The sequence below is a fragment of the Domibacillus sp. DTU_2020_1001157_1_SI_ALB_TIR_016 genome, assembly GCF_032341995.1.
Classification (GTDB): domain Bacteria; phylum Bacillota; class Bacilli; order Bacillales; family Domibacillaceae; genus Domibacillus; species Domibacillus indicus_A.
Genome location: NZ_CP135439.1, coordinates 504,743 through 526,957, shown reverse-complemented (window position 1 = coordinate 526,957; position 22,215 = coordinate 504,743). Strand labels below are relative to the sequence as shown.

Here is a 22,215-nt window from a genome sequence, read left to right as displayed (position 1 = left end):
TTTTATCGTTCTTATTTTAAAGCGGCTGCTGAAATGTTCGCGTGATCAGTTCCGCTCCTCCATTTAATCACCAATAGTTGGTCTCCATCTCTATTCAAAGAAGCCGGGTTCATTAGCTGTTGGATTTCCGCCTTGCTTGTTACCTGTTTGTAATTCAGCGGCATTTTGCTCCAATCCGGCTCCTGGCCTTCATTGTTCCAAATAAATTGATTCAGTTTTTCTTTTTCTTCGTCGCTTGGTGCGTTCACAACAAATGCTTTATCGACGTTTGAAACAGAAGCAAACGCCTCACCATTTGGCACATATTTTCGGATGGCCGCAATCGTGTGCTCATCATCCAAATGAACGGTGCTGTTTAAGCTTATGCCATTGTTTTTCCCTGCCCAAAAATCAATCGATCCAGCAATTGAATTGCTGTTCGCGCTGAACATATCTGCTTCTCCCGACAATGCGTCCCTTTGAATGGCCGTTCGAATCGCTTCAATGGCTTTTTTTTCCGCAACGTTTGCCATTTGAGATTCAGCAGCATTGTTATAAACGGTCAAGTAATTGATCGCAGTTTCTGGAGCGAGGGCAAAAAGAGACGTCGATGCTTTAATAAATTCGACATTTTTTCGCAGTTCCTTTGTCGCTTTGGCTGCTTCGGCAGTTGATACCAGGTATTCGCGCTGTACGCGGCTTCCGTCTTTCATCTTATACGTAATGTTAACAGCATAGCCGTCTAAAACCGGGCGGTCACTTCGAACACCAATCAGCTTTTGATGCACCTGGCGCACCTGCTCGATCGAATCTGTACCTGTCATAAATCCAGCGTCCGTTTTTTTCAGCTTGTTCTGCTCTTCCTCATAAAACGTGCCTGAAAACGGCTCTGTTTCATCACCAATATATACTTTTTCTATCTCATTCATATCTGGAATGGCTTTTTCGTAGGACCGAGCAAACAGTGCTCCCGGCAGCAGCAAAATCAAAACGAGCAGGGCATAGAAAACAAACCCTTTCCATGGCCACGTAAGCCGCAGCGACTTTTGCACAATCATCTGCAGCAGTGTATAGCCAGCCGCTGCCCCGATCACATAACCAGCGATCATCCACCCGGATGTGGCACCAAGAAGCTCCGCAAAATACATACCGCCAATCAGCATTGCTGCAAACGTTAAAACGAAGATAAATGCCCATCTAAAAAACGGAAATACGATCGTTTCATCTACCGCTTCAGCAGGCCGTACTTTATATACATAGTAGGAAACAGCCATCATGACTGCCCCAATCACCAGGTAGACCGCCCACTCCGTGCCAGTGAACGGGCGAGTTTCATAGCTCGCTGCCCGAATTAAGAAAATACCGTCCTCCATAATTTTAGACGCATAAGCATCTACAGCCAGTCCGTTGATAAAATAACGGGCATTGGTCAGCGTCATGAAAACAAGCGCAGCCGGCAATACAAATATGCCGTAAGCCATGATTCCCTGCAAAATTGCCGGACCAATAAACAAGCCAATTAAAACAGTAGTAACAAACATAAACAAAACGACAAACAGGGAAACACCAGCCCATTCCGCAATATTTCCCACTGTATAGTCAATTGGCTTTACCATCGGCCGTATCACCAGCAAGATCAAAGCATTGACTAAAATAGGCATGCCAAGAGCGGCAGCCCCTGCTGTATATACGTGTGTCAGCAGTGTTTCACGCTTAAACGGCAGGCTGTGCATAAAATCGGACGAGCTTTTTTTGGTCATGTAGCTCGTTAACACAATACCAGCTAAAACCGGGAACACCATATACGTTATATATTGAACCGAAAAAGAAATCATAAGCAGTACATTGCCGGTGTTTGTTTCTAAAAACGATTTGACGCTCCATTCATCCCGAAGAATGACAAAGATACCAAGCGGCAGCAGGACAACCTGTGACAAAAGAAAAAACAGGCCGATCCATAACACAGAGCGCACATGCTGCAGAAACAGCCCTTTATTAAACGATAAGATTCCGGATTTCATAGCCGACACTCCCCATTTCGTACGTAAAAATTTCTTCAAGTGTTAACGGCAGCACGTCGTAAATGGCTGGTTCATAAGAGCGTACGTGCCGATCAATGTCTCCCTCATTTCCGCGAACAATACAAGTCAGCACCCGGCCCCGTTTCTCATAATGCATCACATCCATGCCGTTAATGAACGACTCGTCCGGCATCTTTTTAAATGCCACCTGCAGCTTGCTCACATCGGTTTTCAGCTCTTCTAAATCACGCTCATACAAAAGGCTTCCTTTATGCATAACACCGACGGCATCACAAAAGTCTTCCATTTCCCGCAGGTTGTGTGAGGAAACAAGAACCGTCATAGAACGGCTGCTGACATCTTGAATAAGAAGATTTTTAACCTGCTGGCGCACAACAGGGTCCAGCCCGTCAAAAGGCTCGTCCAAAATAAGCGCATCTGGCATTGCCGAGAGCGTTAAAATAAAAGCGGCCTGGCGCTGCATCCCTTTCGACATACGTGAAAGCTTTGCTTTTGGGTTGAGGTTAAAATGATGATACAGCTGTTGAAATCGTTCTTCATTCCACCGGTCATAAACCGCTGCATAAAAGTGAGCCATTTGAAGCAGAGAAGTTTGATGAAAGAAGTATGGCTGGTCCGGGATAAACAAAATCCGTTTTTTTACTTCCGGCTGTTCAAAAATCGATTTTTCTTCGATTACAGCGCTGCCCTGATCGGCTCTCATGATCCCGGACAGCATTTTGAGCAGTGTCGTTTTTCCGGCACCATTGGAACCGAGCAGCCCATAAATCGATCCTTTTTTCACATGCATTTGTATATCCTTTACGGCTTCAAAACGGCCAAATCGCTTTGACAGATGATCCGCTTTAATCATTTTTGTCTGCTCCCCTTTCCGGCTCCTGCATCGTTTCAATCAGCTTGATCACTTCATCCTTCGGCACGCCAAGGTACAAAATCTCCCCGACGATTCGTTCAAGTTCGTGTTTCAGCATCTCCACCCGCTCCTTATTGATTTCGTTTTTAACCGGCGACACGAAGCTTCCTTTGCCCGGAATAGAGTAAATAAATCCTTCCCGCTCAAGCTCTCGATACGCTTTTTGGATTGTATTTGGATTGATGGTTAATTCCTGCGCCAGCGTACGGACTGATGGCAGCTGCTCATCTGCCTTCATGACCTCACGAATGATTAATTCCTTTATTTTTTCTGTCAGCTGCTCATATATCGGCACACGACTTCTCGTGTCAATCGTAAACATCGCCGTCCTCCTTTTCCCCGAAACCGTATTAACTGTACTAACATATATAATACAGATCTACTGGAAAAATGCAACATACGTTCATAAAATTTACTATTTACTTCTTTTTTGCTCAAAAAAATAAAGGTACCTATAAAAGGCACCTTCAGTGTGTAGACAAAATCTTTCGCTTTAAAAAAAGAACCGATAAGTAAAGCCTGCCAGACTTCGCGCATCCTAAGGCAGTGCGGGAGCCTCCTCGGCTGCGCCTGCGGGGTCTCCCGACTCACTGTACTTCCCGCAGGAGTCTTCGTCCGGCAGGCTTCACTAAATAGTCTTGAAGACTAATAAGCAAGGACCGAATAGAAACTTCTCTTTTTTTAAACAGAAAAACACGACCTTGTTAGCTCTATACAATCTTGTTGCAAGCCACTTGGCGGCGGGAGGGCGGCGCAGACTCCTATGGGACTAGCGGGCTCTGAGCCTGCCCCATGGAAAGCGGAGCTGCCTGGACGCCGCCGATCCATCCCATTCATGTGCACGGTTATCCATATCATTTGTTTACAATCTAAAGGCGCCTATAAAAGGCGCCTTTATTTTTTATATTCATGGGTTTCCTTTAATTCTCCGGTTACAATAAACCGCTTTGTACGATCGTCAGAATTATAGCAAGTGACCAGTGTGATGTTCGGTTCAATTGTATTCTCTATCAGATCTGTCCGGTTTTCATGTACCACTTCTGTTTTGGTGACGCTGTACGTATATTCATACGTTAAATCCGTTACATAAATGAGATCGCCTTTTTTCACCTTCAAAACAGGGCTAAACAGGAGATCTTCCCGATTCATATGATGCCCGGCAAGCGGATAATTGCCAACGCCCATCCATTGATTTTCCCGCATCGTGGTGGCGCCGGCCATTAGATTTTCGTTCGTCGTCCCTTTTAAAATGGGCAGATCCAAATTTACCGAGGGAATCCGGATTTGGCCGACAACCGATTCTTCGTCTGCTTTGGCTTCCTTTACGACTGTATCCATAACAGAGGGCGGTTCAATGGATTCCATATCAAACTCTGCAGGCTTCTTGTTATTCTGCTCGATTTTTTCCGGCGTCAGTGATTGAGCCGTTACATGGCTCGATTTGGCTTCAAGCAGTTCATACTTTAAAAAAGGAGCCCCGATCAGCACAATCGCTGTCAGAATACAAAGCACACCGATAACCTGTCTTATCTTCACGCACTTTTTCCTTTTCTCATCAGCAGCCAGGCACCGGCTGCAAGCAGCACACCAGCAAACAGATACAGAGCACCTGATTCATCTCCGGTTTGTGGAAGCGTCCCGGTTCCAGCTGCTTTTGTTTTCACAGAGGTTGTTGTGGAAGAAGCCTCCGCGATTTTTGTATTCTCCATTTCTACATCCACTGTTTCACCGCTTTTGATCGTGACATCTGTTTGGCCAGTTGAGCGAGTGTAGCCATCTGGCGCATCGGTTTCTTCCAGTTTGTAGCTTCCAGCCTTTAAACTTGTAAAAGAAGCAACTCCGTTGTCATCTGTTACAACCTTGGAAACGAGCTCCTTTTCTTCATCATAAAGAGAAAATTCCGCTCCCTTAAGCTCCGCCTCGGATGAAGCATCTGTCAGCGTAACCTTTAAGGCACCATAAGCATTCACAAGGCTGTTTTCCACTTTTTGTTCCACCGGCGTCTGACGGCCGATCGTCACTGTCCAAGACTCCGTCGGCAGCACATAGTCACTGTCTGTTTTTGTTTGAGTCAGCTCGTAGGTGCCATAGGAAAGACCGGTTAGCGAAGCTTTTCCTTTCGCATCCGTCACTACTTTTTTTGAATAAAGACCATTTTCTGTTTTGAGCTCAAATTCAGCTCCGGCAATCGGTACAGCCGCTCCTTTCTCAACAGCTGTAATGTTTAAAGCTCCCGTTAATCCTGTAGACTTTTCATGCATAATTTCTTTTGTCACAAGAACGGTATTCAAATCCAGCTTCCAGGGCTCCAGCGGAACCGCGTAGCCATCAGGCGCTGCTGTTTGAGTGACCGTGTATGTACCGAACGGCAGGTTAGGCACCGATGCTTCTCCCGCTGCATTCGTCTTGAGCGAAGCGACTACTTTTCCTCCCTCGTTTACGATCGTGAACGAAGCACCAGCCAGCTTTTCTTTTGACTTGGCATCCAGCGCCACCATTTTGATGGCTCCCTCTGCTTCCTCTGTAATCGTAAAGGAAAGCTGTTCGCCAGTCGGAAAAGCTACGCCGTAGGCGCCTATTTTCGTCAGCTTGTCTTCCTTGAATACAACTGGAACTTTAGCGGTTCCTTTTGCACCTGACTGTATATCTTCCTCCAGCACAGCGATAGCGGTATTGTCCGCAGCGTTCATCTTCAATGTTCCAACCGTTTCTCCAGACGATGTTTTCAGCGGCTCTTCTCCGTCCTTACTAATGTAAAAAGGAGTCGGCACTTTGTACAGAGCAGGCTCTTCCCCACTGTACACCCAGTCAATTTGAAGGGTCATCGGTTCATTCAATGCATAAACCGGTGTAGTGGTCCCATCTGTGTGTGCAACCGCGGATTTTGTATAAAAAGCCGTTTCTGCCGCGGCCTGGGCAGGCTGCATGATACCAATGACTACAAACAACGCCGTGAGCAGCATTAACCATTTTTTCATTTTTTCTTTCCTCCAGCTCTCTTCACTTGTTTCTACTAGACAATTTTACCATAAAAGAAAACAAAAACCATGAACGATTTTTCAAAAAAAAGGGTCTTACTGTAAACAGTAAGACCCTTTTGGCTTATGGCTGGCTGGAGGCTGCTTCGTCCAGCGGGATGGAAATTAACTGGTTTGATCCGGTTGCTTTCGGCATCACACCGTCCCATTTTTCAATCCATTTGTTTTGAATGACTTCCTGTGAAATGGACTCTTTAATAATCTGGTTGTACTCGGCAATACCCTGCGCTTCAATTTTCTTTTTCTGCGCTTCCGCTTCCGCTATCTTTAGCTCGATTTGTTTTCTTTCAAGCTCCTGGGCGGCTTCTACCCGTTTGTCAATCGCTGCCTGGGTGGATTTATCCGGCTTTGGTACACCCAATGTCATATTATCAACAACAAACCCTAAATCTTTAATATCCTCCGCAAACAGCGTTTGTACATCTACCGCCGCTTCCGATGACTTTTCTCCATATGTGTCAATAACCGAGTATTTGGCAATGCCTTTTCGGCCTGCATCCCATAAGCGCGTACGCAAATACGAATCTTCAATCTGTTCTACTTCAATCGGGCCGAACTGGTTAAACACATCTACTACTTTATCCGGCTGAATGCTGTAGTTGTAGGCGAAATCAACGGTTACGCTTTTACCGTCAGATGTGGCCACTTGTATATCTTTATAGTTCACGGTCTGCATGCGGACCGGATAAATCGTCACTTTATCAAATAAGCCGACAACATGCCATCCCTGCCCCAGTGTATCCTCCTGCACACCGCCGTTCGGGCTGTACACAACTCCCACATAGCCATTTGGAATTTTTTCAATAAACATTGATAAAAGAGCTAAACCGAGAATAAGTGCTAAAGCAACAAGCGCACCGCCCAATACCTTCCTATTTGGACCCTTACTTCTCTTGTTCGGTGTCAGTTTCTCCATGTTCTTCCTCCTTCAACCTGTTCTTTACTTTGCTCGCTGTTTCACCCACTTTGTTAAACATAGGCGACAACATAAGCCAAATGCCTGCCCCAATCAGAAGAAGCACTATAACAGATCCAATAAATACTTTCATTTATTGATCACCTCTTTGCTTTTTTCTACGAAACAAAAAAGGAAATAGTTTCAAATTTCTTTACAAACTTAATAATCCTTTACATAATTCACACAAATTTTCTAAATTCCCTTCATACTTTTTTACTACCATAGCTCTGGGGAACAAAAATACATAAAGGTGGGTTCAGTAATGTCGCAAGACTTAAACAGACGAAAATTTTTAACATATGTCGGTACAGGAGTTACCGCTTTAACCGTTGCATCTGCCGGGCTGGGTGCATTCGCGCCGAAAACGCAGGCAGAAGGAACAAAAGCAGCTTCTCATTTGTTCGGACGCAAGAAAAAAGTTTCGGGCGTAAAGTTCACACCAATTGAAGCATCCGGAAAAGACGAGCTTGTTCTGCCACGCGGCTATAAATACGATGTAATTGCATCTTACGGAGACGTTATTAATAAATCTGGCGACACATTCGGTTACAACAATGACTTTACCGTGTTTTTCCCAATCAACAACTCAAATCAGCATGGGCTTTTATGGGTTAACCATGAATACACAAGCGATCTGTGGGTAACAGGCGCTCCGGTAAACGGCAAATATTCTGCTTCACAAATTCAAAAGCTTCTATATAACCAAGGCGGATCCATTATTGAAATTCGCCAGGATGAAGACGGCGTCTGGAAAATGGATACGTCATCAAAATATGCCCGCCGGATTTCAGGATTGACACCGTTCCGCTTAACAGGTCCTGCCCGCGGATCAAAAGCAGTCGGCGGTGTAGATATTGTCCAGGGTACATTTGCAAACTGCTCCGGCGGAAAAACACTTTGGAACACAGTTTTGTCTGCAGAAGAAAACTATGAATCCACATCAGAGGCCGCTTCTTTAAATGAAACGCATTACGGCTGGATCCTTGAGGTAGACCCATTTGATCCGAACTTTGCACCGCGCAAGCATACTGCACTTGGCCGTTTCCATCATGAAAACGCGGCAATGGGCTTAACAAATGATGGACGTATCGTTGTTTATATGGGTGACGACAAACAAGATGCGTGTGTATACAAATTCATTAGTAAAAACAAATATGTTGAATCTCGCAAGCAAGCGAATTCCGACTTGCTTGAAGAAGGTACGCTGTATGCAGCAAACTTGGGCAAAGGAACTTGGGTTGCTTTAACCATTGAAGCAGTCCAGGCGGCTGCAAAAGGAAATGCAGATATTCTTGCTAAATTCCAGACGCAGGCTGACGTCCTTGTTCACGCTCATGATGCAGCTATCCTTTTAGGAGCAACACCTACAGACCGTCCAGAAGACGTGGAAATCAGTCCGTTTGACAAGTCTGTATTTATTGCACACACAAACAATGCAAAACACGGCAATATTCACGGTCACATTACCCGTTTTCTTGAAACAAACGATGACCTTGGTTCATTAACATTCGACTTTGAAATTTTCGCCTGCGGCGGACGCCAAAGCGGATTCAGCGCACCGGATAACTTAACATTCGACAGCGAAGGCAACCTTTGGACTGTAACAGATATGTCTTCAGGTTCAATGAACAAAGGTGTTTTTGAAACATTTAAAAATAACGGCGTCTTCGTTATTCCAACAAGCGGGGCAGCAATGGGTGAAGCCTACCAGTTTGCATCTGCGCCAATTGACGCGGAATTAACAGGACCTTGCTTTACAGACGATGAAACAACGTTGTTCCTTGCTGTTCAGCACCCAGGCGAAGAAACAGAAGATATCAACAATCCAACGAGCATGTGGCCGCACCGTAAAGGCGACAACCAGCCTCGCCCTTCTGTTGTGGCGATTACTGGATTTAAATATTAAGGAGGATGTTTTATGCTGCAAAATATCGGAGTACCCGGATTAGTTTTAATCCTTGTCATCGCATTAATTATTTTCGGACCGTCTAAGCTGCCAGAAATCGGCCGTGCATTCGGCTCGACGCTGAAAGAATTTAAAAAATCCACCCGTGAACTTGTCTCGGATGACGAAGAAAAAACAGAAAAGAAAAAAGAAAAAACATTGGTTTAACTATTTCGGCTGTCCCCGCCTGCTGCGGGGCGGCTTTTTTTGGAGGTCCTATCGTGGAAGATCAAAATATGAAGGCACTTGAGCATTTTGAAGAAATGCGTAAACGGCTTATTATTACCGTTGTCGCATTTCTCGCTTTTTTCATTGTATCCTTTACATTCGTGCAGGACATTTATGCGTACATCGTAAAAGATCTCCCGTTTAAGCTTGCGCTGCTCGGTCCAAGCGACATCATTATGGTGTATGTGATGATCGCGGCAGTTATAGCCGGTGCGGCAACCATACCGGTCGCAGCCCACCAAACATGGCTGTTCGTTCGGCCAGCCCTGTCACCAATCGAGAGAAAAGTGACTGTTACCTATGTTCCGGCGCTGTTTTTCTTGTTTATAGCCGGCCTTTCCTTCGGTTATTTCGTTTTATTTCCTATTGTCCTATCGTTTTTAATGTCACTGTCAGGCGACTTGTTTGCTACTTTTTTTACAACCGAAAAATATTTTAAATTTCTTCTTCATATGACATTGCCATTTGGTGTTTTATTTGAAATGCCAGTCGTCATGATGTTTTTAACAAGTCTGGGCATTTTAAATCCATACAACCTGCAAAAAACACGCAAGTTTGCGTACTTTGCCCTGATTGTCGTCTCGATTTTAATTACGCCGCCTGACTTTTTATCAGACGTCCTGGTCATTATTCCGCTTATCCTGCTGTATGAAGTAAGCGTGTCCCTGTCCAAAATGGTCTATAAGCGAAAATTAGCCGCAGCCGCAAACTAAACCGGCGCGGCTCTTTTTGTGACTATTCTCCGCTTCTGGTGAGCAGCACTCCCCTTCCCATTTACTAAATTTTGTGCTTTTTTTTGTTCATCTGTATAATTGAAGCGAATTCTTTGATACTATTTAAAAATAAAGAGGAAAACACGAATAAGGGTGATAGGATGTCGATTGGAGAACGTATCCGAAAGTTGCGTATGGAAAAAAAGCTTTCCCTGACCGAACTGGCCTTGCGGGCAGCCGTAGCAAAATCATATCTTTCTTCGGTAGAGCGGGGCTTGCAAATGAATCCTTCCATTCAATTTTTGTCAAAAATTGCGGCGGTTCTGGACGTATCAGTGGAGTCTCTGATCACTGAGCCGCACCAGTCCTCAGGATCGATCGATGAGGAATGGGTTCACCTGGCGAAAGAAGCAATGGAATCGGGTATCAGCAAAGAGCAATTCCGGGAATTTTTAGCTTTTCAAAAGTGGAAAAAACAAGCGGATGAATAAATAAAAGCAGCGGTTCAGAGGCCCGCTGCTTTTTATTTATTCATAATACGATGGAGAAGAACGGCTAGTCCGTTCGAAAAGCGTTCATTGTCTTTTTCCTGTCTTTTCGAAGGACCTTTTAACCGTCCGCCCGCCTGACGGATTTTTTTCGCTGTATGGCGGCTGAGCAAAAGCTGATCGATGTTCTCCGGCGTATATTCACGGCCGTTCTGGTCGATCGCGTATCCTTGGCGGGCCAGCACCATGGCAGCCAGGCCATAATCCTGTGTGACAACCACATCTCCCTTTTGAACCCGGTTCACAAGCACAAAATCAACGGCGTCTGCTCCCTTTGAAACGATGATCGTTTCTGCGCCAGGCCGGGTCATTTCGTGAGAGGTGTCGCAAATCAGCACAACCGGCAGGCCATATTCATTTGCTGCCTGGCAGGCCCGGTCTACAACTGGACAGCCGTCTGCATCAATTAACAAGGCTGGCATCCGGCTTCTCCTCGTCAAAGATTGTTAAAAAGACGTCGTCCCCATCACTTTCCGCTACTTCCCGCACTGTGTCTCCATACATGTCTTCCTGGTTCGGATCTGCTCCATATCGGATCAGCAGGCGGGCCATGTCCGGATTCCCCATTTCATAGGCATTCCAAAGCGGTGTATAGGCTGCATCATCTTCTAGGTTCGGGTCTGCTCCTGCTTTTAAAAGCATTTCAGCCGTCTCAAGCTGTCCGTTGCCAGTTGCATAATGAAGCGCTGTTTCGCCGTTACTGTTTAACGCATGAATGTCCGCTCCTTCGTCGATCAGGCGCTCGAGAGAAGAGGTATCCCCTGACAGAGCTGCAAGCATCACATCCGTCTCGCCCGTCACTTCTTCTTCCGCTGCTAGGTCTTCTTCCATAAGGGCTTCTTCTGCCAGGTCGGAAAACCAGCTGGATGTATCGATTTTCTCAACCGCATACGCTCCTCCAGCCGCTAAAGCAATACTGGCAGCTGTAAGCACACCAGCACCCACAATAATTTTTCCTTTTGGGGTACGGTAATCGGTTGCTGTCGGCAGGCGCAAAAACTGGCCGACCTGCTGGATTCGCTTCGGCAGTGCCGGGTGCGTGGAAAGCTTCTCGGCCAGCCAGACGAATGGATTTGTTTCCTGTTTGATTTGTTTCACGTACGCTTCTTCATTTACTTCAGTGTACAGTATTTTTCCAACGCCTAAAATCGTTAAAGCGCGCTTGGCAGCTTCACCGTCTTCAATAAAATGAGCAGCGTAGCGGTCACACGTATATTCCGCTGCACGCGAGTAGGCATTGCTTAAAAAGGGAACCCACGCAGCCGGCAGGGTCAGCCAGCTTTTCCACAAATGGCGCCGTTTAATATGAGCCAGCTCATGTGCAATGATAAAGTCCAGCTCTTTTTCTCCCTGCTGGCGGGCCAATTCAAACACTTCTGAATAAAGAACAACGACATCCCGGCCGAAAAAGCGTGTGGCAAAGGCATTTAACGCTCCTTCCGACTGGATAATATACACATCCGGAGTTCTTGGCAGCCGCATCTCAAGCGACAGTGCATCAATTTGCTCGTATACGTCGGGAAATTGCTCTTTGCTTACTTTTACGCCATTCCCACGAATAGAACCGATCATCACAGCATGAAAAAATAAAGACAGCAAAAACAAGCCGGCCGCAATCGGGATGAGGATGAGTGAAAAAAATAATGCCACATAAAATCCTATACTCACCAGGCAGCATATAATAAAGTAAAGAGTTTCTTTCGGATACACTAAATTTCGATTTTCCAATCCACATTCTCCTTTTGATTTTTCTTTCATGCTTTCCAACATACGACACATTTTTACAAGGGTCAAGATGAAAAAATGGCTTATTTTTCAAACAACGTGAAACTTTTTGCATGGTTGTACGTAGGAAAAGAAGAAAGGTGGAATCTCAATGTATTACAGTAAATTAAGGGCAAAAGCACGTGACTCTCTTCGCGGGAACTGGCTGATAGCGATAGGTCTTTTTGTAGTAGCTACTCTTTTGTTCAGTGCGCCTGATCTGGTCTTAAATCCTGACGAGTATGAGTTTACATGGAAAGATCCGTTAATCCTTTTGCTTTCTGTTCTTCTCCTTCCTGTTTCCATTGGCCTGGTATGGGCATGGGTGGATGTATCACGGGGCAAAAAAATCGGCTTCGGGCATTTAATTGAGCCATACAAAACGATGTTTGGCAAAAGCATTCTCGTTGCGATTCTTCAAGGTCTGTTCCTATTTTTATGGACTCTTCTATTCATTGTGCCTGGCATTATTAAATCTTTTTCTTACCTGCTGACCTATTATATTTTGCGTGATGAACCGGGATTGTCTCCTCTTCAGGCAATCACAAAATCACGCCGGATGATGGATGGCCATAAAGCCGAAGCATTGGTCCTTGGCCTTTCCTTTATCGGCTGGATTTTACTCGGAGTTGTCACACTTTTTATCGGCTTTTTGTGGATTGCCCCTTACATGAGCGTCACATATGCTCACTTTTACAATACGCTCCGTGCAGAGTATGAGGAAAAAAGTTCATTTTAAAAAACCGGCTCCGTTAAGGGAGCCGGTTTTTTTCTTTTTGTTTTCGGATTTTATAAAAAAATGCTGATAAAACAAGCGCAAAGAACGCGCCGACCATATCAAGCCCTACATCTTTTAACATCGGCGTCCGTCCTCCTGTTAACAGCTGATGATACTCATCGAGCAGCGCGTACAAAGCAGTTCCGACAAGAGACAGGCAGAACACGGGCCAAATTCGTCTTGGACGGGCCAGCGCCAGTACATGAAACAGCGCCGCGGCTAAGCAGCCAAACAAGAAAAGGTGTGCAAATTTCCGAATAAAAAATTCAAGAAAGTAATAATACCCTTTCGTTTCAATAGAAATAGGAGTTCCCCAGTATGATACTTCGATAGGCGCAAGAATCCCGGCAAACGGCTCTCCCGGAAGCAGCCGTTCAAGCAATGGTACGAGCGACTGCTCCTCATAGGTCTGGGATGAAAAATTAAAAATAATAGCGCCAATCACAATTAAAATGGCAACACGCATTACTTTTTTCACTAAACCACCTCGTTGTGAACATGTCCAGCTGTGGAAACCATTGATAAATGAATAGAATACATGAGTAGGAAAGAAATGTCTAACTATAACCTGACTGATTATACAATTATATCCATATATGGTAAAATGAATTTAGCAACTGATTCTGTATTCATTTTCTATACAGATCAAACTTAAAAACATGAAAGAAGGCAGGAGATACACATGTCGATTGGCGAGAGCATTCGCTTCTTTCGTTTAAAAAAAGAATTATCTTTAACTGAACTGGCCAGCCGCTGTGGCATCACAACATCTTATATTTCATCTGTTGAACGGGGGATCCAAACAAACCCGTCGATTGGGATTTTGCAAAAAATAGCCAAAGAGCTTGACGTGTCAGTTCACCAGCTAATCAACCATCACAGCCTGCCAATTGAAGAAGAACTAAACGAAGAATGGAGAGCGCTGGCCCAAGAAGCCATGCAATCCGGTGTTAGCAAGGAGCAGTTCAAAGAGTTTCTTGCGTTTCGAAAATGGCAGAAAATCAACTAATATGCGTTTGCTTGTCCGATAAAAAAAAGCAGCTGACTCTTTATAGAGCAGCTGCTTTTATCATATGTGCGGGTCTGGGTTTGTATGTGTTAACTTTCTCTAGTATCCTGTTGCTGTGCCGCTTGTAGAAATTCACGAATTTCTTGAATTGATAAGCCCAATTGTTTTGCCTCCCACATTAGACCAATCCATTCATCTTCTACATTGGTACGAATATCAAGCCTTTCCATGAAAGCTTCTCCTCCCGCATCCGGCAGCACAGCCATCCGAGCAAAATTGCTTTAGGATCTGTAACTTTGCGTCCTTACCTCTCGATAAGTTTGCCTTTGTCTCCTATGATTATTCGTGTACATCGATTGTAACATTTTATCTGAATTTTTAAAATATTTTTCTGATACAAATCTTTTTACCCACAACTTAAACCCCGTCTTTTCTTTTTTCCTCTTTTTAGTATGTCTAAACCTGCTGCCCTATAAATCTTTTTGAAAAACAAGAATGAATAAACACTTTATAACAACATTACAGCATGAAAGTACTTTTATACGCAGAGCAGAAAAATCCTATTCACCTCACTCTGTTCACTAAAAAGAACAATTCCAGTAAAAATATAACATGAATATAAGCTGAATGAGTAGCTGGAAGTTATTTAATTCTTAATAAAGAACATAATGATTCTTTAGTCTGATTAATAATCTTTTTTTGTTCTTTATAATGAACATAATATCATTTTAGGGAGGAAGCAAAAATGATTGGTGTTCGTATAAAAGAACTAAGACTTAGAAAAAAGCTGACCCTTGACGAGCTGGCTCAAAAGGCCTTCGTTTCCAAAGCATATTTGTCTGTACTTGAAACACAAAAAGAGAGCGATCCCCCTATTTCCGTTATAAACAAGCTGGCTCAAGCACTGGATATAAAAATGGAAGAATTGCTGGAGGAATCCAAACAACCAGAAATGGGTGCCGAGGAATTTCTACGTATCCGGCGGCTGCTTCAGCAGCGCAAAGGAGGGCGTTTATGAAAAAACTTCTTCTTTCTTTTTTTGTTCTTCTCGCTTCCTTTCTGCTCATAGGTGTATTTACTGCCCGGCAAACACTACAGTCTGTTCCGCTCCCCCCATCAGAAAAGCGGGCAGAAGCCGTTTCATTAAAAAAGAAAGAGAGCTTTACCATCCTTCTTCTTGGAACTGACGAACGGGAGGGAGATCGCGGGCGAACCGATACAATCGTTTTAGCTTCTGTATCCGAGAAATCGATTCAGCTGCTCAGCATTCCACGTGACACCCGTACAGCGATCCCCGGACACTCCGGCCAAACAAAAATCAATCATGCCTACAGCTACGGAGGCACAGCCCTAACGGTCAAAACCGTTGAAGAATTTTTAAATGTACCCGTTGATTATTTTATTAAGGTAAACATGCAGGGCTTCACAGAACTCATTGACCAAATTGGCGGTGTCACAATCTACAACGAGTTTGCTTTCGAATCAGACGGAAAAGCTTTTCCTAAAGGAAGCGTGGTGTTACACGGAGACGACGCGCTGAAATACGTGCGCATGCGCTATGAAGATCCAAATGGGGATTTCGGCCGGCAAAAAAGGCAGCAGGCGGTCATGCGGGCGTTGCTTGATAAAGCGGTGGAGCTTGAGCACTTCGATGATATTCTATCCGCCGTACGAAATCACGTACAAACCAATTTAATGGCTTCGAGCCTTATCTACTTGCAAAAAAATTATAAAGAAGCTCGCGCGGATATAAAGGTTCTTTCAATAGAGGGTACAGGTAAAAATATCGATGGCACCTATTTTTATTCTATAAGCAAGGAAGAACAGCAGCGTCTGTCTGCTCTATTTCACCAGCATTTAGGTATGACAGATGAAACACCTTTAAAAAAGGGAAATCTCCATTAAACAGAGATTTCCCTTTCTTCCTGCCCCTGATACAATAAAAACCACCTTACCTCTTCAAGCTCCAAACCAAGCTCTCTTGCCTGCTGCATTAGTTCAATCCATTCTGGATCAATGTCCGTTTTCCATGCCATCCTTCTGCCCCCTCCCTTGCACCCTTTCTTCTATTTCTTTCAAAAATAATCTTTTTGTTTAGGTACATGTTCTTTTCAGAGAAGCGTATGATCTCCCTTTAACAAAGCAATCATTCTTCCTGCCGTAGAAATCTATAAAGTAGTATATGAGGGCGTTTCCTTTCTTATTCCGACCATTTGACCATTTACTAGAAAAATAATGTGCACAGGTAATAGCCTGACAGGCTGAAAGATTTTGCGGTGATGCAGAAAGGGCTGCCTCCAGGAGGCAGCCCTTTTCTTTATTCCCTTCTTGTTAAACGGTCTTTTTCCATATGCATTAAAATCGATTCTACTTCTCTTTCATCACGGCCCATAACAAGGCCAATAACTTTAGAGGACCCGACAGCTCCTTCTACATAAGCGGCATCAAGCAGGCTGAGCGGCACAAATTGTTCAAGATCCATGTATTTTTCCACGACAGCAAGCCCTTCATTAAATGGTCCATCCCATTCCAGAGAAGACAAACGAATCGTCGGTTTCCCATACACATTCAACACCTCTTCATGCAGCATAAGGGCGCAAGAAGAAGCGTTGAAACGGACATTTAAATCAATAAAATAAAAATCATCGCCGCGCATCAACACATCAAAGCCGGCAACTCCGACGTAGCCTGTTGCCGCAATGTTTTCCATTACCCGAAGACCTGCTTCCACCACACGCTCGAACGGCTCAGCGTTTGTGCTGACCCAGCTGCCACGGAAGCAGTTATCCTCATTGACCACCTGCTCAGATTTGCCTAAAAAACGCACACGTCCGTCCTGGTCGGCCACGTAATGAAAACCGAAATTACGGTCATAATCAATGAATTCTTCCAAGATAATCGTAGATAAATCCCCAAAGTCTTCACTAATCTCGTAAAGCTGCTGCTTTTCTTCAATTAAAAGCACACCGCAGCCGCCGGAAGTTGGGCGTCCATCTCCTGTTTTCAAGACAAATGGCATAGGAGGGGTATCCTCTAGCAGCTCTTCTAAGCTGACCATCCGTCTTGGCGGAACATGCTCGGCTGGTACAAGTGCCGGAATACTTCGTTTATCGCTTAAGTATGCAATAATAGATGGATCTACCCAGTAAAGAGAAGCAGGGGCGTCCTCTGGAGGATGTGGATATTGGAAAATGACTTTTTTTCCTTGTAAAGATAGTTTATTTAAAATAGATACATATTCTTGATCATTACGATACGTATAACGAACAGATGGCAGCCTCAGTCCTGCTTTTTCAAGCAGACGGACGGCTCCAGGGGTTACAGCACCTTCATGGCAAATGACGGGCATTTCTCCAGCCACGCTCAATTCTCTTCCAGTTAACGCTTCTAAACTAAGCAAATCACCGCCAAAGTGCTCATAATCATGCGAAAACAGTTTCGGCGAATAGACATATTCTTTTCCGTAAATATCTTCTGAACTTTGCTTCGGTTGAATAACGCTTGTAAATGAATGAAACGGCCATGCTCTTTCCCCCATTAAAGCCACCTTCTTTCATAAGGATGTTAACTACATATATATATCCATTGGAAAGCGTTTTCAATCTCAAAAAATAAAAAAGAGGAAGATAGACCTACAAACAACCGGGCATCCGCAGCAAGACTAGCAATCTGACATTCTGTAATTGGTATAAAAAAAGAGATGGCCTGTGCCATCTCTGCAGGCTGTAGACAAATTATATGGATGACCGTGCACATGAATGGGGTAGATCGGCGGCGTCCGACAAGATGGTACAGAACGAATAAGGTCGTATCTTTCTGTATAAAAAAGAGAAAATGTCTATTCAGTTCTTGCTTATGGATCTGCAACACCACTTAGTGAAGCCTGCCGGACGAAGACTCCTGCGGGAAGTACAGTGAGTCGGGAGACCCCGCAGGCGCCGCCGAGGAGGCTCCCGCACTGCCTTAGGATGCGCGAAGTCCGGCAGGCTTCACTTATCGGCTCTTTTTTAAAAGCGAAAGATTTTGTCTACACATTGAAAGATGGCTTATACCATCTCTTATGTTGTACAGCTTGAATCAAATCTATCTCCAAAAATAAATCCGTCCGTCTCGCTGTAATCTACTAAAGTCTGTTCTTCTAAATATCTTTCTGTAAAGCGGTCCAGATGTAGAAACAAATCATCGCCAAGCGGGACAATCGTATCCCCGCGCCGCGGTTCCTCCCAGACAAGAGAAAAGCGGACGGAGACGCCGCATCCGCCAGACATCTCCGCATCAATTCTTGGCACATGTCCTTCAGCCGGTGAAGAAGCGAGCAGCTGCCGGCGGGCGGCATCCGTCAGCACAATGTTCATGACTGAACTGCTTCCCGTTCGTAGCGGACGACCGGTTTCCGGGCTGCTTTTACTTCATCAAGCCGGCCGATAACCGTTGTATGCGGCGCATTCAGTACCGTTTCCGGATCTTCTTCTACCTCACGGGCAATGCGGATCATCACGTCCGCAAAAGCATCCAGCGTTTCTTTTGATTCTGTTTCAGTCGGTTCAATCATCAAGCATTCCTCTACATTAAGCGGGAAATAAATGGTCGGCGGATGATAGCCGAAATCAAGCAGCCGTTTCGCTATATCGAGTGTCCGGACACCGAGCTTTTTCTGCTTGGAACCCGATAGGACAAACTCGTGCTTGCTGACCTGCTCGTACGGCGACACAAAGTATGGTTCCAGCTTTTTGCGCAAGTAGTTTGCATGCAGCACCGCACTTTCCGATACCTGGCGCAGCCCATCAGGCCCCATCGTCCGAATATACGCATAAGCACGCACTAGGATGCCGAAGTTGCCATAATAACCTTTCACCCGCCCAATGGACAGCGGCTCCTTCCTATTCAACAGGAAGCGGCCATTTCTTTTCTCCAGACGCGGTACCGGGAGGAAAGGAATAAGCTTTTTCTTTACGCCGACCGGGCCTGCACCCGGGCCTCCTCCGCCGTGCGGTGTCGTAAAGGTTTTATGAAGATTTAAGTGTACGATATCGAATCCCATTTTCCCGGGCGTCGTCTTGCCTAAAATCGCATTTGCATTGGCTCCGTCATAATAAAGCAGGCCGCCCGCTTCGTGAATCACACGGGCAATTTCGACAATGTCCTTTTCAAACAAGCCAAGTGTGTTCGGGTTCGTGAGCATCAGAGCTGCCGTGTCATCATCCACATACTTTTTCAGCTCTTCCACATCGACAAGGCCATGTTCGTTAGACGGAATGGTCACCGTACGGAAGCCGGCAACCGTTGCGCTGGCCGGGTTCGTGCCGTGAGCAGAATCCGGTACAAGCACCTTCGTCCGCTTTTCTCCTCTTTGCTTATGGTACGCTTTTACCATCATCAGTCCGGCCCATTCGCCCTGGGCACCGGCAGACGGCTGGAGCGTGACAGCATCCATGCCGGTGATCACTGACAGATCCTCCTGCAGCTCATACAAAAGCTCAAGAGCTCCCTGCACAGTTGCTTCCGGCTGGTATGGATGAATGCGGCTGAACCCGTCAAGCTTTGCTACATCTTCGTTGATTTTCGGATTGTATTTCATCGTACAGGAGCCCAGCGGATAAAATCCGTTGTCCACACCATGGTTCTTATTCGACAGGGCCGTGTAATGGCGAACCAGCTGCAGTTCTGATACTTCCGGCAGTTCCGGTGCTTCCCCGCGGATAAGATGTGCGGGCAGCTTCTCCGATAGGTTTACCGCATCAACATCGCGTTCCGGCAGGCTGCAGCCGATGCGTCCTGGTCGGCTGATTTCAAAAATAAGATCTGTGTAGGTGGTCATTGTACAATCCCCTCCAGCGCATGCATAAATGCCTCAATCTCTTCCTTTGTCCGCTGCTCGGTCACTGCGACCAGCATCCCATTCGGTTCTCCATAGTCTGGCCCTAAATCAAAGCCGCCGATAAATCCTGCGTCAATCAGCGCGTCTTGAACGTCCGCAACGGGCTTCGGCAGCTGGACGACAAATTCATTGAAAAAGGGTGACTGATTAAGTATGGAAAAGCCTTTTTGCCGAAGCAGCTTACAGGCATAATCGGCCTTTTCCAGATTCAAGACGGCCATCTCCCGCAGGCCGTTTTTGCCAAGGGCTGCCATACAAACAGCCGAGGCCAGCGCGTTCAGCGCCTGGTTCGAGCAAATGTTAGACATCGCTTTTTCACGGCGGATATGCTGCTCGCGAGCCTGAAGTGTCAGGACAAAGCCCCGGTTTCCGTCTTCATCGGTTGTCTGGCCGACGATCCGGCCCGGCACTTTGCGCATCAATGGCTTTGTAACGGCAAAGTAGCCGCAATGCGGTCCACCGAACGCCATTGGAATGCCAAGCGGCTGCATATCACCGACGACAATATCGGCCCCAAGCCGGCCCGGCGACTGGAGCAGGCCAAGTGCCAGCGGGTTGGCACTTACAATCAGAAGGGCACCGTGCGCTTTTGCGATTCTTTTTACTTCCTGTAAATCTTCAATAGATCCGAAAAAGTTTGGATATTGTACAATGACCGCAGCTGTGTCACTATCCACTTGTTTGCCCAGCGCATCAAGATCCGTTATATCTTTGGAGAGGGCGGCTTCCTCCACCACATAACCCGGACCGGCTGCCACCGTTTGCAAAATAGCACGTGATTCCGGATGAACAGCGCGGGACACAACCACTTTCCCTCTTTTCGTATGCCCGACTGCGAGCGATGCGGCTTCTGCAAGAGCGGTAAAGCCGTCATACAATGATGAATTGGCTACATCCATTCCTGTCAGCTCACACACCATTGTTTGAAATTCAAAAATAGCCTGCAGCTCACCCTGGGAAATTTCCGGCTGGTAGGGCGTGTATGCAGTGTAAAATTCCGAACGGGAGATCATATGGCCGACCACACTCGGAATGTAATGATCATAGGTGCCAGCTCCCAGAAACAAAGGCAGCTCTATATTTTGGCGCGCCATGTTTTTCATTTTTTTCCATAGAGCCGGCTCCGGCAGTGCATCCGGAATGGCAAGCTCCCCGTCAAGGCTGATGGACGCTGGCATATCAGAAAACAGTTCGTCTATAGATGAAACATTTAAAAACGACAGCATCTCTTTTCGGTCCTGGTCTGTATCAGGCAAGTAGCGGAATGTGGACGTCATACGTTTCTCTCCCTTTTATAAAATGGCGTTTGGACAACGATGGCTTCTGCTTTTTTCCCGCGGATCTCTACGAAAAATTTCGTGCCAACACCTGAGAAATCTGTTTGAACAAGTGCGAGGCCAATCGGCTTTTGGAGCGTTGGCGAATGGGTCCCGGATGTAACAACCCCTATTGGCTCGCCCATTTCAGATAAAATGCGATACCCGGTTCTCGGGATGCCCCGGTCGATCATTTCAATCCCGACAGTTTTGCGCGAAAGTCCCGTTTCTTTTTGTTTTTTCAACGCTTCCTGTCCGATGAATGCCGCTTCTTTCGCTGTTTTAACAGCAAAGCCGATGCCTGCTTCAAGCGGGCTGATTTCTTTTGTCAGCTCCTGGCCATAAAGCGGAAGCCGTGCTTCTAAGCGCAGCGTATCCCGCGCACCAAGGCCGCATAAAGGAATCCCTTCCCCGGCCAGCCGCTGCCAGAGGGAAACGGCTCCTTCCGCCGGCACGTACAATTCAAACCCGTCTTCCCCTGTGTAGCCGGTGCGGGAGATAAGCACGCCTTCCACACCGCCTACAGAAGCGGAGTCTACAAAACGAAACGGGCGGATAGCGGAAAGATCCGTGTCCGCAAGCGGCTGAAGCATTTGGGCTGCAGCAGGCCCCTGCAAAGCCAAAAGCGCCGTTTTATCTGATAGATTGGTGATGGTCACTTCTTCTGCGAGATGCTGCTTCATCCACTGGATGTCTTTCTCGATATTGGCGGCGTTTATTACAAGCATAAAAGCTTCATCTGACTTTTTATACACAAGCAAATCATCGACTGTGCCGCCGTCTTCATAGCACATGGCGGTATATTGGGCGCCTCCTGCCTGAAGCAGTGTCACATCATTGGTGAGAAGGCGGTTTAAGTACTTTTCCGCTCCTCGGCCTTCTACAAGCACTTCTCCCATGTGCGATACATCGAACAGCCCGGCATGGTTTCTTACCGCCTTATGCTCGGCCAATATACCTGAAAACTGCACTGGCAGTGCCCAGCCGCCGAAATCAATGACTTTGGCGCCGTACTTTTCGTATTCAGCAAAAAGCGGTGTTTTCTTCCATTCCATCCTGCAAGCACCCCCGTTGATCGTTTTGGTCCAAAAAAAAGACAGAGAAAA

At 45.9% G+C, this 22,215-nt stretch carries 25 protein-coding genes and 1 riboswitch; of the genes, 8 read left to right on the top strand and 17 right to left on the bottom strand.

Features of this window, described 5'->3' with window-relative positions; all coding sequences use genetic code 11:
- Nucleotides 1-11: 11 nt before the first annotated feature.
- The 7 genes from RRU94_RS10565 to RRU94_RS10535 all read right to left on the bottom strand — a co-directional run bounded on the left by RRU94_RS10565 (nt 12) and on the right by RRU94_RS10535 (nt 7,021).
- Nucleotides 12-2,000, bottom strand: coding sequence for an ABC-2 transporter permease (locus RRU94_RS10565; protein ID WP_315694187.1), 1,989 nt, complete (start codon nt 1,998-2,000; stop codon nt 12-14).
- Nucleotides 1,975-2,874: an ABC transporter ATP-binding protein gene (locus RRU94_RS10560; RefSeq protein ID WP_315694186.1), complete on the bottom strand. Its 900-nt coding sequence runs from the start codon at nt 2,872-2,874 to the stop codon at nt 1,975-1,977. The genes RRU94_RS10565 and RRU94_RS10560 overlap by 26 nt, the downstream gene beginning before the upstream one ends.
- Nucleotides 2,867-3,256: a GntR family transcriptional regulator gene (locus RRU94_RS10555; RefSeq protein ID WP_315694185.1), complete on the bottom strand. Its 390-nt coding sequence runs from the start codon at nt 3,254-3,256 to the stop codon at nt 2,867-2,869. The genes RRU94_RS10560 and RRU94_RS10555 overlap by 8 nt, the downstream gene beginning before the upstream one ends.
- A gap of 572 nt (nt 3,257-3,828) precedes the next feature.
- A complete protein-coding gene (locus RRU94_RS10550) occupies nt 3,829-4,470 on the bottom strand; it encodes a class A sortase (RefSeq protein ID WP_315694184.1) in 642 nt (213 codons plus the stop codon).
- On the bottom strand, nt 4,467-5,912 hold the full coding sequence (locus tag RRU94_RS10545) for a SpaA isopeptide-forming pilin-related protein (RefSeq protein ID WP_315694182.1): 1,446 nt from the start codon (nt 5,910-5,912) through the stop codon (nt 4,467-4,469). The genes RRU94_RS10550 and RRU94_RS10545 overlap by 4 nt, the downstream gene beginning before the upstream one ends.
- A 124-nt stretch (nt 5,913-6,036) precedes the next feature.
- Nucleotides 6,037-6,888, bottom strand: coding sequence for a prohibitin family protein (locus RRU94_RS10540; RefSeq protein WP_410493008.1), 852 nt, complete (start codon nt 6,886-6,888; stop codon nt 6,037-6,039).
- The gene (locus tag RRU94_RS10535; protein ID WP_315694180.1) at nt 6,857-7,021 is read right to left on the bottom strand and encodes a hypothetical protein; all 165 of its coding nucleotides are present in this window, start codon (nt 7,019-7,021) and stop codon (nt 6,857-6,859) included. Before RRU94_RS10535 ends, RRU94_RS10540 begins: the two co-directional genes overlap by 32 nt.
- A 171-nt stretch (nt 7,022-7,192) precedes the next feature.
- On the opposite strand from RRU94_RS10535, the gene RRU94_RS10530 reads away from it, so the two are divergent.
- The 4 genes from RRU94_RS10530 to RRU94_RS10515 all read left to right on the top strand — a co-directional run bounded on the left by RRU94_RS10530 (nt 7,193) and on the right by RRU94_RS10515 (nt 10,307).
- Nucleotides 7,193-8,836, top strand: a complete 1,644-nt coding sequence (locus RRU94_RS10530) for a PhoX family protein (protein ID WP_315694179.1) — start codon at nt 7,193-7,195, stop codon at nt 8,834-8,836.
- A gap of 12 nt (nt 8,837-8,848) precedes the next feature.
- On the top strand, nt 8,849-9,043 hold the full coding sequence (locus RRU94_RS10525; RefSeq protein WP_251274307.1) for a twin-arginine translocase TatA/TatE family subunit: 195 nt from the start codon (nt 8,849-8,851) through the stop codon (nt 9,041-9,043).
- 68 nt (nt 9,044-9,111) lie between these two features.
- Nucleotides 9,112-9,816: a twin-arginine translocase subunit TatC gene (tatC, locus tag RRU94_RS10520; RefSeq protein ID WP_410493041.1), complete on the top strand. Its 705-nt coding sequence runs from the start codon at nt 9,112-9,114 to the stop codon at nt 9,814-9,816.
- A gap of 161 nt (nt 9,817-9,977) precedes the next feature.
- Nucleotides 9,978-10,307, top strand: a complete 330-nt coding sequence (locus RRU94_RS10515; protein ID WP_309089083.1) for a helix-turn-helix domain-containing protein — start codon at nt 9,978-9,980, stop codon at nt 10,305-10,307.
- 32 nt (nt 10,308-10,339) lie between these two features.
- On the opposite strand, the gene RRU94_RS10510 is transcribed toward RRU94_RS10515, so the two are convergent.
- Both RRU94_RS10510 and RRU94_RS10505 read right to left on the bottom strand, forming a co-directional pair.
- Nucleotides 10,340-10,786, bottom strand: coding sequence for a YaiI/YqxD family protein (locus RRU94_RS10510; protein WP_315694177.1), 447 nt, complete (start codon nt 10,784-10,786; stop codon nt 10,340-10,342).
- A complete protein-coding gene (locus RRU94_RS10505) occupies nt 10,767-12,092 on the bottom strand; it encodes a M48 family metallopeptidase (RefSeq protein ID WP_315694175.1) in 1,326 nt (441 codons plus the stop codon). Before RRU94_RS10505 ends, RRU94_RS10510 begins: the two co-directional genes overlap by 20 nt.
- 148 nt (nt 12,093-12,240) lie before the next feature.
- Between RRU94_RS10505 and RRU94_RS10500 the strand changes: the two genes are divergently transcribed.
- On the top strand, nt 12,241-12,867 hold the full coding sequence (locus RRU94_RS10500) for a DUF975 family protein (protein WP_315694173.1): 627 nt from the start codon (nt 12,241-12,243) through the stop codon (nt 12,865-12,867).
- Nucleotides 12,868-12,880: 13 nt separating this feature from the next.
- Here the strand turns inward: RRU94_RS10500 and RRU94_RS10495 are convergent, their stop codons facing one another.
- Nucleotides 12,881-13,384, bottom strand: coding sequence for a VanZ family protein (locus tag RRU94_RS10495; RefSeq protein WP_315694171.1), 504 nt, complete (start codon nt 13,382-13,384; stop codon nt 12,881-12,883).
- A 204-nt stretch (nt 13,385-13,588) separates the two neighbouring features.
- Between RRU94_RS10495 and RRU94_RS10490 the strand changes: the two genes are divergently transcribed.
- Entirely contained in the window at nt 13,589-13,915 is a 327-nt protein-coding gene (locus RRU94_RS10490) for a helix-turn-helix domain-containing protein (protein ID WP_315694170.1), read from the top strand.
- Between the two features lie 89 nt (nt 13,916-14,004).
- On the opposite strand, the gene RRU94_RS10485 is transcribed toward RRU94_RS10490, so the two are convergent.
- Nucleotides 14,005-14,145: an anti-repressor SinI family protein gene (locus RRU94_RS10485; RefSeq protein ID WP_315694169.1), complete on the bottom strand. Its 141-nt coding sequence runs from the start codon at nt 14,143-14,145 to the stop codon at nt 14,005-14,007.
- Nucleotides 14,146-14,164: 19 nt separating this feature from the next.
- Nucleotides 14,165-14,250, bottom strand: a riboswitch (cyclic di-GMP riboswitch).
- 410 nt (nt 14,251-14,660) lie between these two features.
- Here RRU94_RS10485 and RRU94_RS10480 point away from each other — a divergent pair.
- Both RRU94_RS10480 and RRU94_RS10475 read left to right on the top strand, forming a co-directional pair.
- Nucleotides 14,661-14,933 carry a helix-turn-helix domain-containing protein gene (locus RRU94_RS10480; protein ID WP_315694168.1) on the top strand — a complete coding sequence of 91 codons (273 nt, stop codon included), beginning with the start codon at nt 14,661-14,663 and terminating at the stop codon, nt 14,931-14,933.
- Nucleotides 14,930-15,820, top strand: coding sequence for an LCP family glycopolymer transferase (locus RRU94_RS10475; RefSeq protein WP_315694167.1), 891 nt, complete (start codon nt 14,930-14,932; stop codon nt 15,818-15,820). The genes RRU94_RS10480 and RRU94_RS10475 overlap by 4 nt, the downstream gene beginning before the upstream one ends.
- On the opposite strand, the gene RRU94_RS10470 is transcribed toward RRU94_RS10475, so the two are convergent.
- From RRU94_RS10470 to gcvT, 6 genes are all read right to left on the bottom strand, one after another.
- On the bottom strand, nt 15,817-15,951 hold the full coding sequence (locus RRU94_RS10470; protein WP_315694166.1) for an anti-repressor SinI family protein: 135 nt from the start codon (nt 15,949-15,951) through the stop codon (nt 15,817-15,819). The two genes, RRU94_RS10475 and RRU94_RS10470, sit on opposite strands and share 4 nt — an antisense overlap.
- A 281-nt stretch (nt 15,952-16,232) precedes the next feature.
- Nucleotides 16,233-17,453, bottom strand: a complete 1,221-nt coding sequence (locus RRU94_RS10465; RefSeq protein WP_315694165.1) for an ATP-grasp domain-containing protein — start codon at nt 17,451-17,453, stop codon at nt 16,233-16,235.
- 520 nt (nt 17,454-17,973) lie between these two features.
- The gene (locus tag RRU94_RS10460) at nt 17,974-18,270 is read right to left on the bottom strand and encodes an iron-sulfur cluster assembly accessory protein (RefSeq protein WP_315694163.1); all 297 of its coding nucleotides are present in this window, start codon (nt 18,268-18,270) and stop codon (nt 17,974-17,976) included.
- A complete protein-coding gene (gene gcvPB / locus RRU94_RS10455) occupies nt 18,267-19,733 on the bottom strand; it encodes an aminomethyl-transferring glycine dehydrogenase subunit GcvPB (protein WP_315694162.1) in 1,467 nt (488 codons plus the stop codon). Before gcvPB ends, RRU94_RS10460 begins: the two co-directional genes overlap by 4 nt.
- On the bottom strand, nt 19,730-21,070 hold the full coding sequence (gcvPA, locus tag RRU94_RS10450) for an aminomethyl-transferring glycine dehydrogenase subunit GcvPA (RefSeq protein ID WP_315694161.1): 1,341 nt from the start codon (nt 21,068-21,070) through the stop codon (nt 19,730-19,732). Before gcvPA ends, gcvPB begins: the two co-directional genes overlap by 4 nt.
- Nucleotides 21,067-22,164: a glycine cleavage system aminomethyltransferase GcvT gene (gene gcvT, locus RRU94_RS10445; RefSeq protein WP_315694159.1), complete on the bottom strand. Its 1,098-nt coding sequence runs from the start codon at nt 22,162-22,164 to the stop codon at nt 21,067-21,069. Before gcvT ends, gcvPA begins: the two co-directional genes overlap by 4 nt.
- Nucleotides 22,165-22,215: the final 51 nt, after the last annotated feature.

What these genes read in the sequence shown, in the direction of transcription:
- RRU94_RS10565 (WP_315694187.1), bottom strand. Translation starts at nt 2,000, where the DNA reads ATGAAATCCGGAATCTTATCGTTTAATAAAGGGCTGTTTCTGCAGCAT.
- RRU94_RS10560 (WP_315694186.1), bottom strand. Translation starts at nt 2,874, where the DNA reads ATGATTAAAGCGGATCATCTGTCAAAGCGATTTGGCCGTTTTGAAGCC.
- RRU94_RS10555 (WP_315694185.1), bottom strand. Translation starts at nt 3,256, where the DNA reads ATGTTTACGATTGACACGAGAAGTCGTGTGCCGATATATGAGCAGCTG.
- RRU94_RS10545 (WP_315694182.1), bottom strand. Translation starts at nt 5,912, where the DNA reads ATGAAAAAATGGTTAATGCTGCTCACGGCGTTGTTTGTAGTCATTGGT.
- RRU94_RS10540 (WP_410493008.1), bottom strand. Translation starts at nt 6,888, where the DNA reads ATGGAGAAACTGACACCGAACAAGAGAAGTAAGGGTCCAAATAGGAAG.
- RRU94_RS10535 (WP_315694180.1), bottom strand. Translation starts at nt 7,021, where the DNA reads ATGAAAGTATTTATTGGATCTGTTATAGTGCTTCTTCTGATTGGGGCA.
- RRU94_RS10530 (WP_315694179.1), top strand. Translation starts at nt 7,193, where the DNA reads ATGTCGCAAGACTTAAACAGACGAAAATTTTTAACATATGTCGGTACA.
- RRU94_RS10525 (WP_251274307.1), top strand. Translation starts at nt 8,849, where the DNA reads ATGCTGCAAAATATCGGAGTACCCGGATTAGTTTTAATCCTTGTCATC.
- tatC (WP_410493041.1), top strand. Translation starts at nt 9,112, where the DNA reads ATGAAGGCACTTGAGCATTTTGAAGAAATGCGTAAACGGCTTATTATT.
- RRU94_RS10515 (WP_309089083.1), top strand. Translation starts at nt 9,978, where the DNA reads ATGTCGATTGGAGAACGTATCCGAAAGTTGCGTATGGAAAAAAAGCTT.
- RRU94_RS10510 (WP_315694177.1), bottom strand. Translation starts at nt 10,786, where the DNA reads ATGCCAGCCTTGTTAATTGATGCAGACGGCTGTCCAGTTGTAGACCGG.
- RRU94_RS10500 (WP_315694173.1), top strand. Translation starts at nt 12,241, where the DNA reads ATGTATTACAGTAAATTAAGGGCAAAAGCACGTGACTCTCTTCGCGGG.
- RRU94_RS10490 (WP_315694170.1), top strand. Translation starts at nt 13,589, where the DNA reads ATGTCGATTGGCGAGAGCATTCGCTTCTTTCGTTTAAAAAAAGAATTA.
- RRU94_RS10485 (WP_315694169.1), bottom strand. Translation starts at nt 14,145, where the DNA reads ATGGAAAGGCTTGATATTCGTACCAATGTAGAAGATGAATGGATTGGT.
- RRU94_RS10480 (WP_315694168.1), top strand. Translation starts at nt 14,661, where the DNA reads ATGATTGGTGTTCGTATAAAAGAACTAAGACTTAGAAAAAAGCTGACC.
- RRU94_RS10475 (WP_315694167.1), top strand. Translation starts at nt 14,930, where the DNA reads ATGAAAAAACTTCTTCTTTCTTTTTTTGTTCTTCTCGCTTCCTTTCTG.
- RRU94_RS10470 (WP_315694166.1), bottom strand. Translation starts at nt 15,951, where the DNA reads ATGGCATGGAAAACGGACATTGATCCAGAATGGATTGAACTAATGCAG.
- RRU94_RS10465 (WP_315694165.1), bottom strand. Translation starts at nt 17,453, where the DNA reads ATGGGGGAAAGAGCATGGCCGTTTCATTCATTTACAAGCGTTATTCAA.
- RRU94_RS10460 (WP_315694163.1), bottom strand. Translation starts at nt 18,270, where the DNA reads ATGAACATTGTGCTGACGGATGCCGCCCGCCGGCAGCTGCTCGCTTCT.
- gcvPB (WP_315694162.1), bottom strand. Translation starts at nt 19,733, where the DNA reads ATGACCACCTACACAGATCTTATTTTTGAAATCAGCCGACCAGGACGC.
- gcvPA (WP_315694161.1), bottom strand. Translation starts at nt 21,070, where the DNA reads ATGACGTCCACATTCCGCTACTTGCCTGATACAGACCAGGACCGAAAA.
- gcvT (WP_315694159.1), bottom strand. Translation starts at nt 22,164, where the DNA reads ATGGAATGGAAGAAAACACCGCTTTTTGCTGAATACGAAAAGTACGGC.